The organism is Tardiphaga sp. OK246 (assembly GCF_900188215.1).
Lineage (GTDB): Bacteria > Pseudomonadota > Alphaproteobacteria > Rhizobiales > Xanthobacteraceae > Tardiphaga > Tardiphaga robiniae.
The window spans coordinates 647,396-669,162 of sequence record NZ_FZOX01000003.1 but is presented as its reverse complement, the minus strand read 5'-3'; the positions used below and the strand labels follow the sequence as shown (position 1 = coordinate 669,162).

Below are 21,767 nucleotides of genomic sequence, written 5' to 3'. Positions count from 1 at the left end.
GCCGCTTCTTTTTTGTCCCGAAGGCAATTAGCCGGCCGTTACATCCACGAGCTCTTCACCATCCAACACACGCTTCGCCTTGGCATGGTCGAGATCGCCTTCCCATGCGCCGACCACGACGGTGGCAACGCAGTTGCCGATCAGGTTTCCGAGCGCGCGGGCCATGCCGATGAACCAGTCTACCGACAGCACCAGCACGAGACCGATGGCGGGAATGCTCGGCACGGCATTCAGCGTCGCGGCAAGGATCACGATCGCTGAGCCCGGTACGCCGTGGGCGCCCTTCGACGTCACCAGCGAGACGCCCAGCACCAGCATGAGATCGCCGAAAGACAGCGGTGTATTCGTGGCCTGCGCGATGAACACGACGGCCAGCGTCAGATAGATCGAGAATGCATCGAGATTGAACGAGTAGCCTGTCGGGATCACGAGGCCGACCACGTTGTCCTTGACGCCGAGCCGTTCGAGTTTGCGCATGACCTGGGGCAGCACTGCATCCGATGACGCGGTGGCGAGCACGATGGTGAGTTCTTCGCGCAGATAGTTCAGGAATTTGATGATGTTCAGCCCGGCCAGCGCCATCACGCCGCCGAGTACGCCGAAGACGAAGATCGCGACCGAGACATAGAACAGCACCACCAGCGAGACGAGTTGCTTCAGCGATCCGACACCGTAGCGTCCGACCGTATAGGCGACAGCGCCGAGCACGCCGATCGGGGCGAGGCGAACGATCAGTCCCATGGCGCGGAACAGAACGGTCGATACGGCTTCGATGAAGCTCGAAATCCGCTCGCCTTTCTCGCCACCGACCAGCGCCAGGCTGGTGCCGAACAGGATGGCGAAGAACAGCACCTGCAGGACGTCGTTGCGCGCCAGAGCGTCGAACGAGGTGGTCGGAATGATGTTGAGCAGGAAACTACCGATGCCGCCGCCCTGCAGCTTGTGAGCGTTGTCTGCGACCGTCGTGAGTGCCTTGCCGTCGAGCGAGGCCGGATTGATGTTCATGCCGTGGCCCGGGCCGAACAGATAGGCCAGCACTAGGCCGACAACGAGCGCCAGCGTGGTCATGGCCTCGAAATAGATCAGCGCCTTGACCCCAACCCTGCCGACCTTCTTGAGGTCGCCGGCACCCGCAATGCCATGCACCACCACACAGAACACGATGGGGGCCACAATCATGGAGATGAGTTTGAGGAAGGCGTCGCTGAAGACCTTCAGGCCGACCGCGAAGTCCGGCACGGCGATGCCAAGGACGATGCCGAGCAGCAGGGCGACAAGCACCTGCACGAAGAGCGACTGATAGAGAGGCTTGCGGATTGGTTCGACGGCGGTAATCGTAGCTGTAGACATGGTTCGCTCCCCCCTGAGGTTCACGAATATTCCAGCAACAACTGTGCCACCGCTAGGTGCAGATGCGTAAAATCTCGCCGCGGTTACGGCGAGTTCTTTTCGTGTCGAGGGGGGATTGAAATCGAGCCGATCGGCGGCCGGGTCGCTCCGGCGGCCATGCGACGATTACTTCTCTTCGTCGGCGATCGCTTCCATCAGGACGACCATCTGGCGCTGGACCGTCTGGCTCTTGATGCGGCTGTAAGCACGAAGCAAGCGGAGGCTGAAAGCGCTATCGAGGAACAGCAAGCTTTCCACTTCGCGGCTCTTGCCATCGCCATCGTAGAAGAAGGTGACCGGCACATCGAGCGCCGTCGCAATCTGCTGAAGACGCGCAGCGCCAACGCGATTGACACCCTTTTCGTACTTCTGAACCTGCTGGAAGCTGACGCCCAGCTTTTCGCCTAAATCCGCCTGCGAAATTTTCTGCTCAACACGACGCAGACGGATCCTCTTGCCCATCTCAATGTCGGGTTTGCCGGCGCTACGTTGCTTCATTCGTCACCATTCAGTTTGTTTGAATAAGGGAGTTTGGTTTTATTTTCTTGTTAGAGCTTCTTAGCCCGAGAGCCCTTAAAGCTAACTTTCAAAGGCATCTCTGTTATACACATCGTCATGACGATTGGGATGGCTGAAATCGTCGCGATACTCGAATTGATCGACACGTAATCGCGAGGGTCATCCAATCGTACAAAAAACCTTGCGGTATTCTGTTGCTACTTCGCATTGCTTGCAAAACTTCCAACGAATACCGGAACTCAATTTCTATCGATACGGGCCTTGCAGCGGAAGCGAAAGTACAAGTTGGTCATCATGCTATACACATGTGACTTGCCTGACGCACGCAGGATAACTGAGAGTCGTTCGCATTCGTAAGCTGCAAATCTCTGGCATGCAGCATTCCATGCGATTTCCAGCTGCAATTTCGCACTTTACGATCTCCTGTGTAGCACCGACGTAATATCACAATTCCGTGGGTGGTTGTTGCTACGTCCCATGCGCACCGGAAGTTTCATTCTAAATTCTCACTGAGAGAGAATTTCATTTGATTCGTGCTGAGCGCGACCGGTGCCTGGTGGTGCGCACTGACTGAGCAATATTGATCATACCGTTCGTTACTAAACATTGCTGTCGGTAATCGCGGAGTAGATCATGGTACGCAGCTCGCGCCGGATCGGATAGGCGCTCGATGGCAACAGCTGCGTCATAAAGATTGCGATCAGCTGTTCGGCCGGATCTATCCAGAACACCGTGCTCGCCGCGCCACCCCATCCATACTCACCGGCGCTGCCGGGGATCATGGTCTTGACCGGATTCATCATCACCGAAAATCCAAGTCCGAATCCGACGCCGGCATAGCTCGTTTCGCTGAACATCGACGTCGACATGTCGGCGACGTAGGCCCCGCCGGGCAGATGATTGTTGGTCATCAGCGCGATCGTCTTCGGAGCGAGCAGGCGCACGTCGCCGAGCGCACCGCCATTGAGCAGGGCGCGACAGAAGGTGAGATAGTCCGCGGCGGTGGAGCATAGGCCGCCGCCGCCGGAAATCATCTTAGGAGGCGACAGGAATGAACTCGTCGCGGGATCGTCCTGAAGAACAAAGCCGCCCTTGCCGTCGGCGGCGTAGCAGGCCGCGAGACGATGCGCCTTGTCGGGCGGCACAAAGAAGCCGGTATCCGTCATGCCGAGCGGATCGAAGATACGTTCCTGCAGGAATTGTTCGAATGGCTGTCCACTGATCTTCTCGACGAGATAGCCGATCACGTCGGTCGAGACCGAATAATTCCATGCATCCCCCGGGGAGAATTCCAGGGGGACCTTCGCGAGATCCGAAATCATCGATGTCATCGTGCCGGATTTTTCGATCTCGCCGATCTTGAGTGCACGATAGGCGGCGTCGACATTGGTGCGCTGCTGGAAGCCGTAAGTGAGTCCCGACGTGTGACGCAGCAGGTCGATGATCTGCATGGGACGGGCCGGTCGCTTCGTCACGAACGGCGCCGTTACGCCGGCCTGAAACACGCCGATATTTTCCCATTCCGGAATATATTTGTGCACGAGTTCATCGAGCGTGACGCGCCCTTCCTCCACCAGCATCATGAAGGCGACCGACGTGATCGGCTTGGTCATCGAATAGATGCGGAAAATCGTATCGTCCTTGACGGCGATCTTTCGCTCGAGATCGGCAAAGCCCTGCGTCGCGCTGTGCACGATCTCGCCGTGGCGATAGACCAGAAGCTGTGTGCCGGAAAAACGGCCGGCATCGACATAACGCTGCTTGAGATGCGCTTCGACGCGGGCCAGTGCTGTGGTCGACATGCCGACCTGTTCGGGTGACGCAGACGAAGGGCTCAGGCTTTGGGACGGCATTGCAACATCACTCCGATGTGTGGACGCGGCTCGTTTCTATGGATGAAAATCAGCGGTTGTCCATATGGGTTTGTAGCGCGGCGAGCTTACGTGAAGCTCTGTTTGGTGTATCCTTAAAGATGTAATCGCGTCGTGTTGCTCAGGATGGAATTATGACCCAATTCAATGACACTGAACTCACTGCGGCCGTCATCCAGAGCTTCGACAAGACGTCCGATCCGCGCACGAAATTCCTGCTGCAAGAACTCGTGACGTCATTGCACGACTATGTTCGCAAGACCGATCTCACCTTCGGTGAATGGGAAGTGGCGATCGACTTCCTGACCCGCACGGGCCAGAAATGCACGCCGATCCGGCAGGAGTTCATTTTGCTCTCTGACGTGCTGGGCGTCTCGATGCTGGTCGATGCCGTCAACCACAGGGAGCGTGAGGGGGCCACACAGACGACGGTGCTCGGACCGTTCTATGTCGGCGAGCATCCCGTCATGGCGCATGGCGCTGATATCTCTCCGGGCCTCACGGGTGAGCGCATGTTCGTGCAGAGCCGCGTCACCGATCTCGATGGCAAGCCGCTGGCCGGCGTGCCGGTCGATATCTGGCATGCCGATGATGACGGTTTCTACGACTCGCAGAAGGCCAGCTATGCCACGCAGGGCCCGTCGTCGCGTGCGCGCTTCATCACGGACAATGATGGCCGGCTGTTCTTCCGCACCATTCTGCCCTGCAGCTATCCGATCCCGACCGACGGACCGGTGGGCGATCTGGTGCTGAAAACGGGACGTCATCCAATGCGTCCGGCGCATGTGCACTTTCTCGTCGCGGCTCCCGGCTACGAACCGCTGATCACTCATGTCTTCATCGAGGGTGACGAATATCTCGACTCCGATGTCGTGTTCGGCGTGAAGGACGATCTGATCGCCACCGTCGAGAACCGCAGCGATGCCTTTATGCCTGATGGTCAGCCTGCCACGGGGCCGTGGCATCTGATGACCTATAATTTCCGGATGAAGCCGGGCGAGGGCACGGTGCCGCAGCCGATGATGCCGGAAAAGGCCGAGGCGTAAGCGATCCCAGCCATCTGCGATCTGCGGTCAGGTCGCGCTCCAGTCGCGTTGCGAGAGTTCCTGCAGCGACTCCAGGAAGAACTGATCGAACAGGAACGGTGTATCGCCGTGTGCGGCCGATGGCGCGATGAGGGTGACCATGCCTAACAGCGCGCGGCCGAGTTCGCCGATGCGCTCGGCAAAGGCCTCGAGCCCGCTGCGATCAGAGCTCTCGACGACTGCGTGGAGTGCGCCTTTGGTTTGTGCGATCTGTAGATCGATATCGTCGACGACGCGATCGAGAGCATCGATATCGACATCCACAGTGACAGTGTTGTCTTTGGTCGGTATCAGCGCGTCCTCAAGGACAGCTTTTCGGAACGTATGAAGTTGCCGCGAGACATCCTCGTAATGACCGAACGCTGCTGCCGCATTCGCTTCGAGATCGCTTTTGCCCTGAGACAGGATCGCCGCCGCGGATACCACGATCGCCGCCTTCAGGGTGCTGATTACCTTCCGCAGCGACGAGAGGGCAGGTTCGGTGATCACCGGAATGGTCGGCATGAAGCGGTCCGTTCGTTAGAAATTGGACCCGGTTGATAGCACCGATCCGCGGACCGGCACGCCGACGAAGTCGGCAAAATAGTACCTCACAATTCATTGCCTATTCCGCGTGCGTCGCACAATAAATGAGCGTCCCGCAAATTTTCGATGCGCGTGGTTCTCCGCGCTGGTCTTGTTGCCTTTAGGTAAGTGACTGCAATTTATCGAAATTTCCATCAGGCAGCGGTTGGCACGAACTTTGAATAGTTCTTAGCGACGCCATTGTAGCCGTCACAATCAATCACCAGCCAGCATTGCCATCATGGGGCTTCCCCCAGACGCGCCGCTATGTCCGTACGCCTTCGACCGAGGTGCGCAGTGACGAGGGGCCAATGACGGTGCAGGCGATCCGAGGCGCGAAAGGACGACAGCAGCACATGACGAAGTCAGAGACCAACAAGCCGGGCCGCAAGATCAGCCGCCGTCAGCTTCTGAAAGCCGGCGCGGGAACCGCTGCCTTGCTCGCGGCCGCCCGACTGAACTTCCCCGGCGGCGCTTTCGCGCAGGATGCCGGGCCCGAAGTGAAAGGCGCCAAGCTCGGCTTCATCGCACTAAGCGATGCCGGTCCGCTGTTCGTTGCCAAGGACAAGGGCCTGTTCGCCAAATACGGCATGCCCGATGTGGAAGTGTCGAAGCAGGCCTCGTGGGGCACGCTGCGCGACAACATGGTGCTCGGCTCCGAAGGCAACGGCATCGATGGCGCGCATATCCTGACGCCGATGCCCTACCTGATCTCATCCGGCAAGGTCACCCAGAACAACCAGCCGACGCCGATGTACATCCTTGCGCGTCTCAATCTCGATGCGCAGTGCATTTCGGTCGGCAATGAATATGCCGATCTGAAGGTCGGCCTCGATGTCGCGCCGCTGAAAGCCGCGTTCGAGAAGAAGAAGGCTGCGGGCAAGTCGGTGAAGGTGGCGATGACCTTCCCGGGCGGCACCCATGACCTGTGGATCCGCTACTGGCTCGCCGCCGGTGGCATCGATCCCGACAAGGATGTCGAGACCATCACCGTGCCGCCGCCGCAGATGGTGGCGAATATGAAGGTCGGCACCATGGACGCGTTCTGCGTCGGTGAGCCGTGGCCCGGCCAGCTCGTGCACCAGAAGATCGGCTACACCGCGGTGAACACCGGTGAGATCTGGAACAAGCATCCGGAGAAGTCGCTCGGCATGCGCGCGGCCTGGGTCGACAAGAATCCGAAGGCGGCGAAGGCCATCACCATGGCCATCATGGAAGCCCAGCAGTGGGCCGACAAGATGGAGAACAAGGAAGAGCTCGCCACCATCATGGGCAAGCGGCAGTGGATCAACTGCCCGGTCGAGGACATCCTCGATCGCGCCCGCGGCAAGTTTGACTACGGCACCGGCAAGGTGGTCGAGAACTCGCCGCACATCATGAAGTACTGGAAGGACTTCGCGTCCTATCCGTTCCAGAGCCACGACCTCTGGTTCATGACCGAGGACATCCGCTGGGGCAAATATGAGCCCGGCTTCGACTCGAAGGCGCTGATCGCCAAGGTCAACCGCGAGGATATCTGGCGTGACGCGGCGAAGACCATGGGCGTCGCTGCCGCCGAAATCCCGACCTCGACTTCGCGCGGCAAGGAGACCTTCTTCGACGGCAAGGTCTTCGATCCCGAAAATCCGGCAGCCTACCTCAAGTCGCTCGCCATCAAGCGCGTCGAAGCCTGAGACACACGTTTGGGACCGATGCGGACTAGCTGAAATGACGGAGACAGTGCGATGAACATGCAAGCTATCAAGACGGAGCCGGCAACGGCACTGGCGAAGCCGCCGGTGGCGAGCGTCGCACTGTCTCCCAAGCAGCCCGTAAGTTTCGACAGATACGCCAAGATGGCGAAAGAGACAGCGGCGCGGGTCATCCCGCCGCTGATCGTCGTCCTCCTGCTCGGTGTGATGTGGGAGCTCTTGTGCCGGCGCACCGGCTCAACGCTCCCGCCGCCCTCAAAGGTCTACAAGGACACCAAGGAACTGATCTTCGATCCGTTCTTCGACAATGGCGGTCTGGACAAGGGTCTGTTCTGGCATATCTCGGCCAGTCTCCTGCGTGTGGCCTATGGCTACTCGCTCGCTGCCGTGGTCGGCATCGGCCTCGGCACGCTGGTTGGCCAGTCGGTCTGGGCGATGCGTGGCCTCGATCCGATCTTCCAGGTGTTGCGCACCATTCCGCCACTGGCCTGGTTGCCGCTGGCACTCGCGGCCTTCCGTGACGGTCAGCCGTCGGCGATCTTCGTGATCTTCATCACCTCGATCTGGCCGATCATTATCAACACGGCTGTCGGTATCCGGAATATTCCGCAGGACTATCGCAACGTCGCCGCCGTGGTGCAGCTCAATCCGGTGGAATTTTTCTGGAAGGTCATGCTGCCGGCGGCTGCGCCCTATATTTTCACCGGTCTGCGCATTGGTATCGGCCTGTCATGGCTCGCCATCATCGCGGCTGAAATGCTGATCGGTGGCGTCGGCATCGGCTTCTTCATCTGGGACGCCTGGAATTCCTCGCATATGAGCGAGATCATCCTGGCACTGTTCTATGTCGGCATCGTCGGCTTCGTGCTCGATCGCCTGATCGCCGCCCTCGGCAAGCTCGTCACCCACGGCACTTCAGTCAGCTAACATTTGGGTCAGCTAAGGAGAGATATCATGAAGGCATATCTGAAGCTCGACCACGTCGACAAGGTGTTCACCCGCGGCAAGGTCTCGTCCGAAGTATTGAAGGACATCAACCTCAGCCTCGGCAAGGGTGAGTATATCTCGATCATCGGCCATTCCGGTTGCGGCAAGTCGACGATGCTCAACATCATCGCCGGCCTGACACGTGCAACGATGGGCGGCGTGATCCTTGAGGATCGCGAAGTCAATTCGCCCGGACCTGATCGCGCCGTCGTGTTCCAGAACCACAGCCTGCTACCGTGGCTGACGGTTTATCAGAACGTCCGTCTTGGCGTGGACAAGGTGTTTGCCAAGACCAAGTCCCGCGCCGAGCGCGACGAATGGACGATGCACAATCTCAATCTCGTGCAGATGACGCATGCCAAAGACAAGCGCCCCTCGGAAATCTCCGGCGGCATGAAGCAGCGCGTCGGCATTGCCCGCGCGCTCGCGATGGAGCCCAAGGTGCTTTTGCTGGACGAACCGTTCGGTGCATTGGACGCGCTGACCCGCGCGCATCTGCAGGACTCCGTGATGGCGCTGCATCAAAAACTCGGCAACACCATCGTCATGATCACCCATGACGTGGACGAAGCCGTGCTGCTGTCGGACCGCATCGTCATGATGACCAACGGCCCATCAGCGACCATCGGCGAAGTGCTCGATGTGCCACTCGCACGACCGCGTCAGCGTCTCGAACTGGCGAGCAACCCGGTCTATCTCGATTGCCGCAAGCGCGTGCTCGAATTCCTGTATGAGCGCCACAAGTTCGTCGAAGCCGCGTAAGCATCTTGTTACCTCTTGACTTCCGAGGATAAACCGAATGAATGCGGCTCAGACTTTCCGGATAGCTGCAAATCATGAGTCGTTCGATAGGCCTGACGCGCGAAGAAATCATGCGCGTGCAATCGTCATTCGATCAGATGTGGCCGAACTCCTCGGTCATGGTGGATCTGTTTTATGCCCGGCTGTTCGAGACATTGCCGGAAACGCGCCCGCTGTTTCGCGGCGACATGGCGCAGCTCAAGCACAAGTTCATCGCAACGCTTGCAGTGATCGTCGGCAGTCTCGACAATATCACAGGTCTGTTGTCGGTGATCGGCAAGCTCGCGAAAGACCATGTGCATTATGGCGTGGAAGCCGCGCACTACGAGTCTGTCGGCGAGGCACTGTTCTGGAGTCTGGGGCAGGGGCTTGGCGAGCGCTGGACGCCCGAGGTCGAAGCCTCGTGGCACAAGGTCTACAATTTCCTGGCGGCGCGCATGATTTCTGCGGCCTATCACTAGAACCACATCGCATTTTATCGCGCGCTGAACATTTGCTCACGCGGCGCGACACACAAGCTCACCTTCCACTGCAAGGAGAGTTAGCATGAATGCGTCCGACGTCGCTCTGGTTCAGGAGAGTTTCAAGAAAGTCGCGCCGATTTCCGATGTGGCTGCGGAATTGTTCTACGGCCGTCTCTTCGAGGTTGCCCCGCAAGTGAAGCCGATGTTTCGCGGCGACATGAAGGAGCAGGGTCGCAAATTGATGGCGACGCTTGGTGTCGTCGTCATCGGCCTGACGCGACTCGAAACCGTATTGCCTGCAGCGAGCGCGCTCGCCAAGCAGCACGTGGCTTATGGCGTGAAGGCCGAACACTATCCGATCGTTGGCGGTGCGCTGCTGTGGACCCTGGAGAAGGGCCTCGGCGACGCCTGGACGCCCGAACTCGCAGCAGCCTGGACCGCGGCCTATGGCACGCTGTCCGGCTACATGATTTCTGAAGCCTACGGCACAGCGCAGGCGGCCGAGTAAGGATATGACGTGAGCGAGCCGCTGGTCATCATTGGTAACGGAATGGCAGCGGCTCGGCTTGTCGACGAGCTGGCGAAATGCGCGCTCGGTCGATACGCCATCGCCGTCATCGGAGACGAACCGCGGCTCGCCTACAATCGCGTGTTGCTGTCGTCGGTGCTGGCTGGTGAGGCAACATCCCAGGAGATCGAGCTGAAGCCCGCCGCATGGTGGCGCGACCGCGGCGTCACGCTGAAATACGGCGCAACGGCGACCGCCATCGATATGGCCGCGCGCGAGGTCACGACATCCACCGGCAAGCGTGTGCCGTTCTCAAAGCTGGTCATCGCCACCGGTTCATCTGCACTACGGCTGCCGGTGCCCGGTGGTGATCTCAAGGGCGTGCATGTGTTTCGCGACAGCCGCGATGTGGACCTGCTGCTCGAACTCGCCGCGCAGAAGAAGCGCGTCGTCGTGGTCGGTGGCGGCCTGCTTGGTCTCGAAGCGGCCTATGGTCTCGCCAAGGCGGGTGCTGACGTCACACTGATCCATCTGATGGACCGGCTGATGGAACGTCAGCTGGATGCACCTGCAGCGAACCTCCTGAAGACGCTGGTCGAGCGCAAGGGCGTCAGGATTTTGCTCAATGCCAATACGGCGCGTATTCATGGCAGCGATTGTGTCGAGAGCGTCGAACTGGCCGATGGCCGCACGCTTGATGCGGACGCGGTGATCTTTGCGGCCGGTATTCGGCCCAACACATCGCTTGCCAGGGAAGCGGAAATCCCGGTCAATCGCGGCATTGTCGTCAACGACCAGATGGCAACCGGCACCGACAACGTCTTCGCACTCGGCGAATGCGCCGAGCATCGCGGCACCTGCTATGGCCTCGTCGAACCCGCTTACGAACAGGCCAGGGTTTTGGCGCGCCATCTCGCGGGCAAGGCCGCTGCTTATACGGGCAGTGTGCTTTCTACCAATCTCAAGGTCTCCGGCGTCAGCGTTTTCTCCGCTGCAGATTTCATGGCGGGCGAAGGCAGCGAGACGCTGCTGCTCAACGATGTCCGCCGTGGCACCTATAAGAAGCTGGTGATCGCAGATGGCGCGCTCACTGGCGCCGTGCTGGTCGGCGATACGCAGGATGCGCTGTGGTATCTCGAACTGATCCGCAGCGGCGCTGATATTTCCGATATCCGCGCCGAGATGATGTTCGGTCGCGCCCTCGCCGTCCGCGCGGAGGCGGCGTGATGAACGCGGTCGATCCGCATTTGCACGCCACGCGCACGACATGCCCTTACTGCGGTGTCGGTTGCGGCGTGCTGGCGACGCCGGACGGCAACGGCGGCGCAGCGATTGCGGGCGATCCCGCGCATCCCGCCAATCTCGGGCGGCTCTGCTCGAAAGGATCGGCGCTCGGCGAAACGCTGAGCCTCGACGAGCGCCTGCTGCATCCGATGATGCGCAGCGACGATGGCGAGATGGCGCAGGTTGCCTGGAGCAATGCGCTGGATCATGTCGCCGAGGGATTTCAGAAGGTCGCCGCTGAACATGGCCCCGGTGCCGTAGCGTTTTATCTTTCCGGCCAGTTGCTGACCGAGGATTACTACGTCGCCAACAAGCTGATGAAGGGCTTTCTCGGCAGTGCCAATGTCGATACCAATTCGCGGCTCTGCATGGCCTCATCCGTGGCTGGCCACAAGCGTGCGTTTGGCGCCGATACGGTGCCGGGGTGCTACGAGGATCTCGACCAGGCAGATCTGCTGGTGCTGGTCGGCTCCAATGCCGCCTGGTGCCATCCGGTGCTGTATCAGCGCATGCTGGCCAACAAGCAGACGCGGGGCACACGGATCGTCGTGATCGATCCACGCCGCACCGACACGGTCGGCGATGATGATCTGTTTCTCGGCCTGAAGCCCGGCACTGATACTGCGTTGTTCAGCGGGCTGTTCGCCTATCTCGCCGATAATGGGGCGCTCGATCGCAGCTATATCGATGAGCATACGTCAGGCTTTGACGACGCGCTGGCGCGGGCTAGAACCATCGCCGGCAGCGTGGCGGCGACAGCAAAGGCGACCGGACTCGACGAGATCGATGTCGCGACCTTCTTCCAGATGTTCAAGGCGACGCCGCGTGTGGTCACGCTGTATTCGCAGGGCGTGAATCAGTCGGCGCAGGGCACCGACAAGGTCAATGCGATCCTCAACTGCCATCTGGCCACCGGCCGCATCGGTAAGACCGGCGCGTCGCCGTTCTCGCTGACCGGCCAGCCGAATGCCATGGGCGGCCGCGAGGTCGGCGGCCTCGCCAACCAGCTCGCAGCCCATATGGGCTTCACGCCTGTCGATATCGACCGTGTGCGCCGGTTCTGGAAGGCACCGCATATCGCCACCCATGAAGGCCTCAAGGCTGTGCAGATGTTCGAAGCCATCGGCCGTGGCGAGATCAAGGCGTTGTGGGTGATGGGCACCAATCCCGCGGTGTCGCTCCCGGACGCCGATGCCGTGCGCGCGGCGCTGAGCAAGCTCGATCTGTTCGTGGTGTCGGAGAATGTGCGCTCCAATGACACCGTGAATGCCGGTGCGCATGTGTTGCTGCCCGCACTGGCCTGGGGCGAGAAGTCCGGCACGGTGACCAATTCCGAACGCCGCGTGTCGCGGCAGCGCTCGTTCCTCCGCGCGCCTGGCGAGGCGCGACCGGACTGGTGGGCGCTGAGCGAAGTCGCCAAGCGCCTGGGTTATGGCGCGTCATTTGCCTACACGTCGGCCGCCGAGATTTTTCGCGAGCACGCGGCCCTTTCGGCCTTCGAGAACAATGGCAACCGCGATTTCGATATCGGCGGATTGATGAAGGTCTCGGATGAGGCCTTCGACACCATGGCCCCGGTGCAATGGCCGGTGCGCGAGGGGACCACGAAGCCGCAGGCGCGTTTCTTTGCCGATGGCCAATTCTACGCCAATGACCGGCGCGCGCGTTTCATCGCGCCGGAGGCGCCGGAGCTGCGCACGCAGGTGTCGATCGAGCGCCCGCTACGTTTGAACACTGGCCGCGTTCGCGATCAGTGGCACACCATGACGCGCACGGGTCTCAGCCCGCGGCTCGGCCAGCATATTCCGGAGCCCTTCGTCGAGATCCATCCTGACGATGCTGCGCAGTTCGCCATCGTCGATGGCGGCCATGCGCGGCTGACGACGGACTATGGCGAATGCATGCTGAAAGTCATTGTCAGCGAACGCCAGCAGCGCGGCATGCTGTTCGCTCCGATCCACTGGAACGACGAGACCGCGGGTTTCGCGCGTGTCGGCGGACTTGTGGCACCGATCACCGACCCATTCTCCGGTCAGCCCGAGAACAAGGCGACGCCGGTGGCGATCGCACCTGCGGTGTTTGCGCAGCGTGGCTTCGTGCTGTCGCGTAGTCCGCTGGAGATGCCGTTCGGCGTGCAATGGGCGCGCGTCGCGGTCACGGGCGGCGTCGGTTATCTGCTCTCGGACAATACCGATGTCGAGACCTGGCAGAACTGGCTGAAGCCGTTGCTGGTCGATGATGTCGCTGAATACGAAGACGCGAGCCAAGGTGTGTATCGCGCGGTGTCGTTCAAGGATGACGGGATCGAGACCTGTCTGTTCATCGGCCCGACGGAGGGGGCGCTCTCCTGGGATGCCGTGAAGGAATTGTTCGCCGCCGAGACCGTCAGCGACGACCAGCGCCGTACGCTGCTCTCTGGAAAGTCCGCCGATGGTGCTGCGAGTGCAGGGCCCATCGTCTGTGCCTGTTTCGGCGTTGGCCGCAACACCATCTGCGACGCAATTGTAGCAGGGGCTGGAACCGCGGCGGAAATCGGCACCAGGCTCAAGGCCGGCACCAATTGCGGCTCGTGCATTCCGGAGCTCAAGCGCCTGATCGCGGCGAGCGAAACGGCGCCGGATGAGCAGAGGAAGGTTGCTGCGAGTTAACTCGTCACTTCACCGCGCCCGCGGTCAGTCCCGCCACAATCTGCCTTTGTGCAAACATCGTCAGCAGCAGCACCGGCAACGTCACGATCAGGGCGGCCGCCGCCAGCGGCCCCCAGCTCAACTGATCGAACGAGATCATGTTGTAGACCGCGACCGGCAGCGTGCGTGTCTCGCGGCCTGCCAGCACGATGCCGAACACGAAATTATTCCAGGAGAAGATCACCGATAGGATGAAGGCAACGGCGATGCCGGAGCGCGCGATCGGTAGCGCGACGTGGCGGAACACCTGCCAGCGGGTGGCGCCGTCGATGATGGCGGATTCTTCGAGCTCCATCGGTGTCGTCTCGAAATAGCCGATCATGATCCAGATCACGATCGGCACTGTCACCACGAGGTGGATGATGATCTGCGGCCACAACGTGCCGAGCAGGCCGAGCCATTGGAACAGCAGGAATAGCGGGATCAGATAGGACAGGCCGGGCGTGATGCGCGCGATCAGGATGACGATGGCGGATTTGCGCGCGCGCATGCGCGCGATGCCGTAACCGGCAGGCACGCCGATGATGAGAGCGAACAAGGTCGCCGAGCCGGTCACGATCAGCGTGTTGAAGAAATAAGTCATGAATCGCTTGGATTCGATGACGGCGGCGTAATTGCCCCAATTGATGCGGTCGGGGATGAAGACCGGCGGATAGGAGGCGTTGTCGATCTCGAATTTCAGCGACAGCGACAGCATCCAGAGGAAGAACAGCACCGCCGGCGAGACGATGACGATGAAGGCGAAGGTCAGGCCGAGTTTGTTGAGAAAGTCCCGCATGATCAGGCACTGCCTCCGGCTTCGTTCCAGTGAGTGCGCTGCCGCAAATGCAAGAGCGCCCCGGCGAGCGCGACGATGAGCGCGAAGAACACCACCACGATCGCGGAGGCGTAGCCGACGTCGTAATAGACGAAGGCGACGCTGTAGAGATAGAGGTTGATGGTTTCCGAGGCGCTGCCGGGGCCGCCTTGTGTGATGGCGAAGATGATGTCGAAACTCTTCACAGCGTCGATCATGCGGATCATCGCCGCGATGAACAGGAACGGCATAATCATCGGCAGCGAGATGTAGCGGAAGGTCTGCCACGGTGTCGCGCCGTCGATCTGCGCGCTTTCATAGGGCTCGGTCGGAATGGCGCTGAGGCCGCCGAGCACGATCAACATGACCAGCGGCGTCCATTGCCACGTCTCCACCAGCACGAGCGACGGGATCGCGGTGGCCGGATGGAATACCCAGAGCGATGGCGGCAGGCCGAACAGCGACAGCAGATAGTTCAGCACGCCGAGCTGCGGGTGGAACATCATCGTCCACACCAGAGCGATGGCGACCGGTGTCGCCATCATCGGCAGGATGAAGAGCCCGCGGAAGAAACCACGCAGCGGAAACTTGTTGTTGAAGATCACCGCCGCCAATGTACCGAGGATCAGCGGCAGCGCGACGGATAGCGCCGTATAGACCAGGGTGTGCCCCACGGATTCCACAAAACGCGCATCGCTTGGCAGCCTGAGATAATTGGCGAAGCCGACGAAGGTCGGCGCCTGGCCGACCTTCCATTCGTGCAGGCTCATCCAGATCGTATAGACCCACGGGAAGATGATGACCGCCATGACGACGATCATCGCTGGGATCACGAACGGCCAATAGGAAATTGGCCGCCACTCGTTCTTTTGCGCAGTCGCCGTTTCGACCGTGACCGCCGCGGTCGTTTTGGCGGCTGCCTTTCCCGCTGTCAGTTCGCTCACGATTTTTCGCTGCGCTCCAGAATCGGCCGGAACTGTTCGTGGGCTTTCTTCAGCTCGGTAGCCGGATCTGCACCTGCCAAAGTCGCGGTGACGGCGGCACCGACAAGGTCGCGGAATTCGGCGACAGGAACGATGACCGGCAGGCCGAGCTTGCTGATCTTGGCCGAGGCGATCACCGAATCCAGCCACTCCTGGTTCTTCACGCCCTTGCGCACCGTCTCGTCATTGAGGATCGAATTGCGGAACGGCACGCCGCCGCCGCTCTGCAACAGCCGGGCGCCCATGGTCTTCGACACCGCCCATTGGCAATAGAGATAGGCGGCTTCCTTCTTGGTGCTGGTCTTGGCGATGCCGATGCCGTCGCCATAGGCGGCGGAGAATTGCCCCTTCGGTCCGGCGGGCACGACGGTGTAGCCAATCTTGCCGACCACGCGCGACGCATTGGGATCCTCGATGGGCGGCGCCCAGCCGACACCGTCGATCCACATGGCCGCGCGGCCCTGCGTCAGCGATGCCATCGACTCCATCCAGTTGAAACCGGCGACGCCGGGAGGTGCCGTCTTGGTGAGGAGGCGCTGATACATCTTGGTCGCTTCGATCGCCTCGGGCCCATCGGTCAGGATGTTGCCCTTGGCGTCGAGGAATTCGCCGCCATAGTTCAGGAAGAAGTTGGTCCACAGCGTCATGTTGGCATTGCGTAAGCCCCGGCCGGTGAAACCGTAGATGCCGTTGGCGGGATCGTTGAGCTTCTCGGCGGCGGCTGCCATCTCATCCATGGTCTTCGGAACCGCGACGCCCTTCTTCGCGAACATCTCCTTGTTGTAGTACAGGATGAAATAGTCGACCGACCACGGCAGCGAGTGCATCTCGCCCTTGTCGTTCTGGGCGAATTGCAGGCCGCCGGCGGAGAAGTCTTCGACTTTCAGATCCGGCGCGGTCAGGTTCGGATCTTTCATGAAGCCTGTGAGATCGGCGAGCCAGCCGGCCTTTTCGAACTGGCGCTTCTGGACGTGGTAGCTGACATGCACGACGTCGAAGCTGGGCTTACCAGAGGTGAGTTCGATAACGGCCTTCTGGCGCTGCTGCTGCTCCGGGATCACCTCGGATTCGACCTTGATGCCGGTCAATTCCGTGAATTCGGAGGCGTATTTCTGCAGCAGCTCGCCGCGCGGGCCCTTGATCAGATTGGCTTCAATCGTGGTGCCTGCGTACTTCTTCCAGGCGGGATCGGCGAAAGCTGGAATGCCGGTGAGGCCAAGCGCACTGGTGGCGAGCGCCCCCTGCACAAAGGCACGACGTGTCGGGCCGTAAAGAGCCATGTGTCATCCTCCCTCGAGCCGCCTTGACCGGCGGTGATTTTATGGTCGCTCCCCGTGGACCGGAGATGCGCCTAAGGGATCGTAACACGATGGACTGGGGCGACAAGGCCACGCGTCGGGTTGTCAGACAACTTTGCACCCTGCACGCATCTTACGCAGATTGCTGCGCTGCTCAGTCCTTGACGTCGCGGCCGAGCCGACGCGAGATCGCATTGGTGCAATCGAGCAGGGCCTTGGCGATCGGGCTGTTCCAGTTGACGTCGAAGGTGCCCACCGCGCCCATGGCGGTCACGGCCAGGACCACCGCGCCGCTATGATCGAACACCGGCGCCGAGAAGGCATTGACGCCGCGCAAGGGCTCGCCGACGGCGCGGGCCAGCCCGCGCGTGCGGATGTCGGCGAGGATCTTGTCGATGGCCGGGCCTTTTATCTTGCGGTTCGGGTCGTAGCCGATCGAGAGCCGATCGAGATTCTCGGTGAGCGCGGCATTGATGGTCGCAGGTGGCATGAATGCCGCGAAGACACGTCCCGTCGCAGTTTCGAGCAATGATACCGTGGAGCCCACACGCATCGCGATGTGCACAGGGTGGCTGGGCTCCTCCATGCGCACCACGGTCGGTCCATGGGTACCCCAGATCGCCAGCGAGACGGCGTGGTCGATGGTGCCGGCCAATGCCGTGATGGCCGGCGTTGCCACGCGAACCGCCGACAGGCGCCGCAGCGTGACGATGCCGAGTTCGAGGGCGAGCGCTCCGAATTCATAGCGGCCGGTGGAGGGGTCCTGCTCGATCAGGCCGATGCGGGAGAAACTGGCAAGATAGGGATGGGCCTTGGCTGGCGACATGCCGGCCTCGCGGGCCAGATCCCGCAGCATCATCGGTTCCCCATTGCGCACCAGCGCTTGCAGCAATTCACCCCCGACCTCGATCGACTGAATACCGCGACTCTCTTTAGCCATGCTTGCCCCAAACCAGTGCCGCGGACACTACACGGCCAGGAAGCCTCCATCCACTGGCAAGGTCACGCCCGTGACATAGGACGCCATGGATGAAGCGAGGAAGACCACGGGGCCGATCAGCTCATCGGGCTGGCCAACGCGCCCCATTGGCGTGCGACCGAGGAAGCCGGCCAGCCGCGCCGGATCGTTGCGCGTTGCCTCGGTCATGGCCGTTTCGATCACGCCCGGCGCAATGGCGTTGACGCGCACGCCGTCTTTGGCGACTTCGCGCGCCAGCGCCTGCGTCAGCAGTTTTACGCCGCCCTTGGAGGGCGAATAGCCCAGCGTATCGGCGACCCCGACGAAGGAGGCGATGGAGCCAAGATTGATCACGCTGCCGCGTCGCGCGCGCAAGGCGGGCAGGAAGGCGTGGGTGACGTTGAAAACGCCGTTGAGGTTGACGTCGAGCACGCGCCGCCAGTTCTCCACGGCGCGTTCGGAATCGATGCCTTCGCGAATGATGATGCCGGCATTATTGATCAGGATCGAAATGTCGCCGGCACTCGCTTTGACGGTCTGTGCGAGCTGTCGGCAGGCATCCACATCCGTAACGTCGAGATGGTGATGCCACGATCGCCGCCCTGTGGCCGCGATATCGTTCGCGGTGCGCGCAACACCGTCGCGGTCGATGTCGGTGACAACGACATCGGCGCCATGTGCAGCCAGACCCAGCGCAATCGCACGACCGTTGCCGGCGGCAGCACCCGTTACAAGCGCCAATTGTCCCTTCAGCAAATCGGGTGCGTAGCTGGCCATCATGCTGCCTTTACCGGTGTGCCGGCGAGGTGGCGGCCGGCGATATAGCCGAAGGTGAGCGCGGGGCCGAGCGTGATACCGGCGCCGGGATAATTACCGCCCATGATGCTCGCCATGTCATTGCCGGCCGCATAGAGGCCGTTGATGACCTGACCGCCGGCATCGAGCGCGCGTGCCTGCGCATCGGTCCTGATGCCGGCATAAGTGCCGAGATCGCCGATCACCATCTTGATGGCATAGAATGGCCCCTGTTCGATTGGCGCGACGCAGGGGTTCGGCCCGTGGTTGGCGTCGCCCTGATAGCGATTATAGGCGCGGGAGCCCTTGCCATAGGCGGGATCGCGGCCTTCGGCGGCGGTGTTGTTGAATTGCGCGACAGTGGTGACGAAGCCGCCGGCATCGATGCCGGCCTTGCCCGCGAGCTCCTCGAGCGTATTACCTTTGATGAGATAACCGGAATTCAGATACTGGCCGATCGGCATCGGAAACGGCGGTACGGCGCCGAGTCCGTATTGGCGCAAGGCGCGGTGGTCGCAAACGAGCCACGCCGCGATCTCCTCGCCGGGCTTCGCTGCTTTCATCATCTGCTGGACGAAAGCATGATAGGAATTGCCTTCATTGGCGAAACGGGCACCGTCGCGCATCACGGCAATTACACCCGGTTTGGCGCGATCGATGAAGTGCGGCATCACGCCTTTGCTGCCATCCTTGCGATGAGTGACCGAGACCGGCACCCAGGCAGCGGCATTCGGCAATGAATCTTCGACACGGCCGCCCACGGATTCGGCCAGACGAAGACCGTCGCCGGTATTGCCGGTTGGACCGGGCGAATAGTGCTCTCGGCCGGTCGGTGCATGCGGAAACATTGCCTTGCGCCGTTCGATGTCATGCGGGAAGCCGCCGCATGCGAGCACCACGCCGCGGCGTGCGAAGATGCGGACGCGCTTGCCGTTGCGTTCGATGATGGCGCCGCGGACCGCGCCGTTCTCGATGATCAGTTCACGCACCGGGGACGATAGCCAGAGCGGGATCTTGAGGTCGAAGGCCGACTTGGCGAGCCGGCCGGCGAGTGCGTTGCCGTTGGTCAGTGTCATGCCGCGGCCATAGCGCAGCACATTCATGAAGTGCTTCGACAGCCGCTTGGCCACATAGACCGCCGAGGTCAGCGACTTGGTCGCGCGCATGAAATGGATGATGTCCTTGCCGGAGCCAAGCATGATGCCAAACACCGTCAGTTCGGGCAGGGGCGCGCCGATATCTTTGATATGTTCGCCGAGCTCACGCCCGTCGAACGGCCGCGCCACCATGGAACGGCCGCCCTGCTTGCCGCCGGGCGCCTCCGCATCGTAGTCGGGAAAAGTCAGCGGCATATCGAAGCGCACCGCCGTCTTGCTTGTGAAGAAATCAACCGCTTCGGGCCCTGCGGCGAGAAACGCATCGACGCGTGCGGCGTCGTAACTGTTGCCGGCCTCGTGGCGCAGATAGGTGCGCGCCTCGTCAGGACCTTCATTGATGCCCCAGGCGCGCGCCAGCGAGGTGCCGGGAATCCACAGCCAGCCGCCGGAGCGTGCGGTCGTGCCACCGAACCGCGGCTCCTTTTCGACGATCAGGACATCGAGCCCGCTATGTTTGGCGGTGATCGCCGCCGACATGCCGGAGCAGCCGGAGCCGGCGACCAGCACGTCGCATTCGTAGAGCTCGATATTCGCTTTGGGATCAACAGCCATGATGATTTACTTCTTCAGCAATGGGCATTTCGATTCAGAGACGGGCCGGAACGCGTCATCGCCCTTCACCGTCTTGACGATGTCGAGATAGTCCCAGGGCTCCTTGGATTCTGACGGCTTCTTGACTCGGGCCAGATACATGTCGCGGATGACGCGGCCGTCCTCGCGCAGCTTGCCGCCATGCACGAAAGTGTCCTCGATGGGCAGTTCGCGCATCTTGGCCATCACCTTGGCCGGATCGTCGGTGCCGGCAGCCTTGATGGCCTGGAGATAGTGTAGCACCGAGCCATAGACGCCGGTCTGGATCATGGTCGGCATCACCTTGGTGCGGTCGAAAAATTTCTTCGACCAGGCGCGCGTCTTGTCGTCCATGTTCCAGTAGGACGCGGTTGTCAGGTATGTGCCCTGAGCCGCTTCCAGCCCGATGGCATGCACGTCCGTGTCGAACATCAACAGGCCGACCAGTTTCTGGCCACCCTTGACGAGGCCGAATTCACCGGATTGCTTGATCGAATTGTCAGTGTCCTGGCCGGCATTGGCGAAGGCGACGACTTCAGCCTTCGAGTTCTGCGCCTGCAGCGCGAAGGACGAGAAATCGGCGGTATTGGTCGGATGGCGAACGCCGCCCAGCACGGTGCCGCCACTGGCCTTGATGAAGCGCGTCGCGTCCTGTTCAAGCTGATTGCCGAAGGCGTAGTCGGCCGTGATGAAGAACCATGACTTTCCACCGCCGGCGACCACCGCAGAGGCCGTCACCTTCGCAAGCGCGTAGGTGTCGTAGGTGAAGTGGACCGTGTTGGGGCTGCACAGTTCATCCGTGAGCGTGCTTGCGCCGGGGCCGGACAGGAGTGCGATTTTGTTGCGGTCCTTCGCCAGATTATGAACCGCGATGGCGATGGCAGAATTCGGAATATCGACAACGGCGTCGACCTTGCCGGCATCAAACCAGTTGCGAGCAATCTGAATGCCGACGTCCGACTTCATCTGGTGATCGGCGCTGATGATCTCGATCGGTTTGCCGAGCACTGTCGGGCCGAATTCCTCGAGCGCCATCTTCGCGGCTTCGACCGAGCCGGGGCCGCTGTTGTCGCGCCCCCAGCTTGAGAGATCGGTCAGAACGCCGATGCGAACGACGTCGTCGGAGACCTGAGCGGAGGCGGTGGATGTCCAAAGCGTGAGCGCGGCTGCGCACACCAGGAACTGGCGTGTCATCTGTTTCTCTCCCCAATGCGGCCTCGTGTCGGGCCATTCATTCTCTGTTTTTCGACAAATTAGATATTGGCGAAAAGGTTTGTCAATGGCGAATATATGAATACGCCCGCATCGGCATGCGCGGCGATGCCGCTCGTGCAGCGCAGCATCAAATCAATTGAAGAGG

The 21,767-nt window shown here is 61.1% G+C and carries 20 protein-coding genes; 9 read left to right on the top strand and 11 right to left on the bottom strand.

Going from position 1 to position 21,767, the window contains the following annotated elements:
- Nucleotides 1-27 precede the first annotated feature (27 nt).
- The 3 genes from CHC01_RS16150 to CHC01_RS16140 form a co-directional block, all read right to left on the bottom strand.
- A complete protein-coding gene (locus CHC01_RS16150) occupies nt 28-1,350 on the bottom strand; it encodes a dicarboxylate/amino acid:cation symporter (RefSeq protein WP_089265252.1) in 1,323 nt (440 codons plus the stop codon).
- A 165-nt stretch (nt 1,351-1,515) separates the two neighbouring features.
- Nucleotides 1,516-1,887, bottom strand: coding sequence for a helix-turn-helix domain-containing protein (locus CHC01_RS16145; RefSeq protein WP_089265251.1), 372 nt, complete (start codon nt 1,885-1,887; stop codon nt 1,516-1,518).
- Nucleotides 1,888-2,507: 620 nt separating this feature from the next.
- Nucleotides 2,508-3,761 (bottom strand): serine hydrolase domain-containing protein, encoded by a 1,254-nt coding sequence (locus CHC01_RS16140; RefSeq protein ID WP_176454605.1) that lies wholly within the window; start codon nt 3,759-3,761, stop codon nt 2,508-2,510.
- 152 nt (nt 3,762-3,913) lie between these two features.
- Here CHC01_RS16140 and CHC01_RS16135 point away from each other — a divergent pair, with 152 nt between their 5' ends.
- On the top strand, nt 3,914-4,825 hold the full coding sequence (locus tag CHC01_RS16135) for an intradiol ring-cleavage dioxygenase (protein ID WP_089265249.1): 912 nt from the start codon (nt 3,914-3,916) through the stop codon (nt 4,823-4,825).
- Between the two features lie 27 nt (nt 4,826-4,852).
- Here the strand turns inward: CHC01_RS16135 and CHC01_RS16130 are convergent, their stop codons facing one another.
- Nucleotides 4,853-5,368: a hypothetical protein gene (locus tag CHC01_RS16130; RefSeq protein WP_089265248.1), complete on the bottom strand. Its 516-nt coding sequence runs from the start codon at nt 5,366-5,368 to the stop codon at nt 4,853-4,855.
- 416 nt (nt 5,369-5,784) lie between these two features.
- Between CHC01_RS16130 and CHC01_RS16125 the strand changes: the two genes are divergently transcribed.
- From CHC01_RS16125 to CHC01_RS16095, 7 genes are all read left to right on the top strand, one after another.
- Nucleotides 5,785-7,101 (top strand): CmpA/NrtA family ABC transporter substrate-binding protein, encoded by a 1,317-nt coding sequence (locus tag CHC01_RS16125; protein WP_089265247.1) that lies wholly within the window; start codon nt 5,785-5,787, stop codon nt 7,099-7,101.
- A 51-nt stretch (nt 7,102-7,152) separates the two neighbouring features.
- Nucleotides 7,153-8,046, top strand: a complete 894-nt coding sequence (gene ntrB, locus CHC01_RS16120) for a nitrate ABC transporter permease (protein WP_089265246.1) — start codon at nt 7,153-7,155, stop codon at nt 8,044-8,046.
- 27 nt (nt 8,047-8,073) lie between these two features.
- Complete coding sequence (locus tag CHC01_RS16115) at nt 8,074-8,868, top strand: ABC transporter ATP-binding protein (RefSeq protein ID WP_089265245.1); 795 nt, start codon at nt 8,074-8,076, stop codon at nt 8,866-8,868.
- A 74-nt stretch (nt 8,869-8,942) separates the two neighbouring features.
- Nucleotides 8,943-9,368, top strand: coding sequence for a globin family protein (locus CHC01_RS16110; RefSeq protein WP_089265244.1), 426 nt, complete (start codon nt 8,943-8,945; stop codon nt 9,366-9,368).
- Between the two features lie 85 nt (nt 9,369-9,453).
- Entirely contained in the window at nt 9,454-9,879 is a 426-nt protein-coding gene (locus CHC01_RS16105; protein ID WP_176454604.1) for a globin family protein, read from the top strand.
- Nucleotides 9,880-9,888: 9 nt separating this feature from the next.
- Nucleotides 9,889-11,106 carry an NAD(P)/FAD-dependent oxidoreductase gene (locus CHC01_RS16100; protein WP_089265243.1) on the top strand — a complete coding sequence of 406 codons (1,218 nt, stop codon included), beginning with the start codon at nt 9,889-9,891 and terminating at the stop codon, nt 11,104-11,106.
- Nucleotides 11,106-13,811: a nitrate reductase gene (locus CHC01_RS16095; protein ID WP_089265703.1), complete on the top strand. Its 2,706-nt coding sequence runs from the start codon at nt 11,106-11,108 to the stop codon at nt 13,809-13,811. Before CHC01_RS16100 ends, CHC01_RS16095 begins: the two co-directional genes overlap by 1 nt.
- 4 nt (nt 13,812-13,815) lie before the next feature.
- Here CHC01_RS16095 and CHC01_RS16090 read toward each other — a convergent pair whose 3' ends face one another.
- From CHC01_RS16090 to CHC01_RS16060, 7 genes are all read right to left on the bottom strand, one after another.
- Complete coding sequence (locus CHC01_RS16090) at nt 13,816-14,628, bottom strand: carbohydrate ABC transporter permease (protein WP_172980293.1); 813 nt, start codon at nt 14,626-14,628, stop codon at nt 13,816-13,818.
- A 2-nt stretch (nt 14,629-14,630) separates the two neighbouring features.
- Nucleotides 14,631-15,581 (bottom strand): carbohydrate ABC transporter permease, encoded by a 951-nt coding sequence (locus CHC01_RS16085; protein WP_502695669.1) that lies wholly within the window; start codon nt 15,579-15,581, stop codon nt 14,631-14,633.
- Between the two features lie 5 nt (nt 15,582-15,586).
- A complete protein-coding gene (locus CHC01_RS16080; protein ID WP_089265241.1) occupies nt 15,587-16,909 on the bottom strand; it encodes an ABC transporter substrate-binding protein in 1,323 nt (440 codons plus the stop codon).
- 172 nt (nt 16,910-17,081) lie between these two features.
- Nucleotides 17,082-17,867, bottom strand: a complete 786-nt coding sequence (locus tag CHC01_RS16075; RefSeq protein ID WP_089265240.1) for an IclR family transcriptional regulator — start codon at nt 17,865-17,867, stop codon at nt 17,082-17,084.
- 27 nt (nt 17,868-17,894) lie between these two features.
- Nucleotides 17,895-18,662, bottom strand: a complete 768-nt coding sequence (locus CHC01_RS16070; protein WP_089265239.1) for an SDR family NAD(P)-dependent oxidoreductase — start codon at nt 18,660-18,662, stop codon at nt 17,895-17,897.
- A complete protein-coding gene (locus CHC01_RS16065; RefSeq protein WP_089265238.1) occupies nt 18,662-20,389 on the bottom strand; it encodes an FAD-dependent oxidoreductase in 1,728 nt (575 codons plus the stop codon). Before CHC01_RS16065 ends, CHC01_RS16070 begins: the two co-directional genes overlap by 1 nt.
- 6 nt (nt 20,390-20,395) lie before the next feature.
- Nucleotides 20,396-21,601, bottom strand: coding sequence for an ABC transporter substrate-binding protein (locus CHC01_RS16060; RefSeq protein WP_089265237.1), 1,206 nt, complete (start codon nt 21,599-21,601; stop codon nt 20,396-20,398).
- On the opposite strand from CHC01_RS16060, the gene CHC01_RS32600 reads away from it, so the two are divergent.
- Entirely contained in the window at nt 21,595-21,762 is a 168-nt protein-coding gene (locus tag CHC01_RS32600) for a hypothetical protein (protein ID WP_176454603.1), read from the top strand. The two genes, CHC01_RS16060 and CHC01_RS32600, sit on opposite strands and share 7 nt — an antisense overlap.
- Nucleotides 21,763-21,767: the final 5 nt, after the last annotated feature.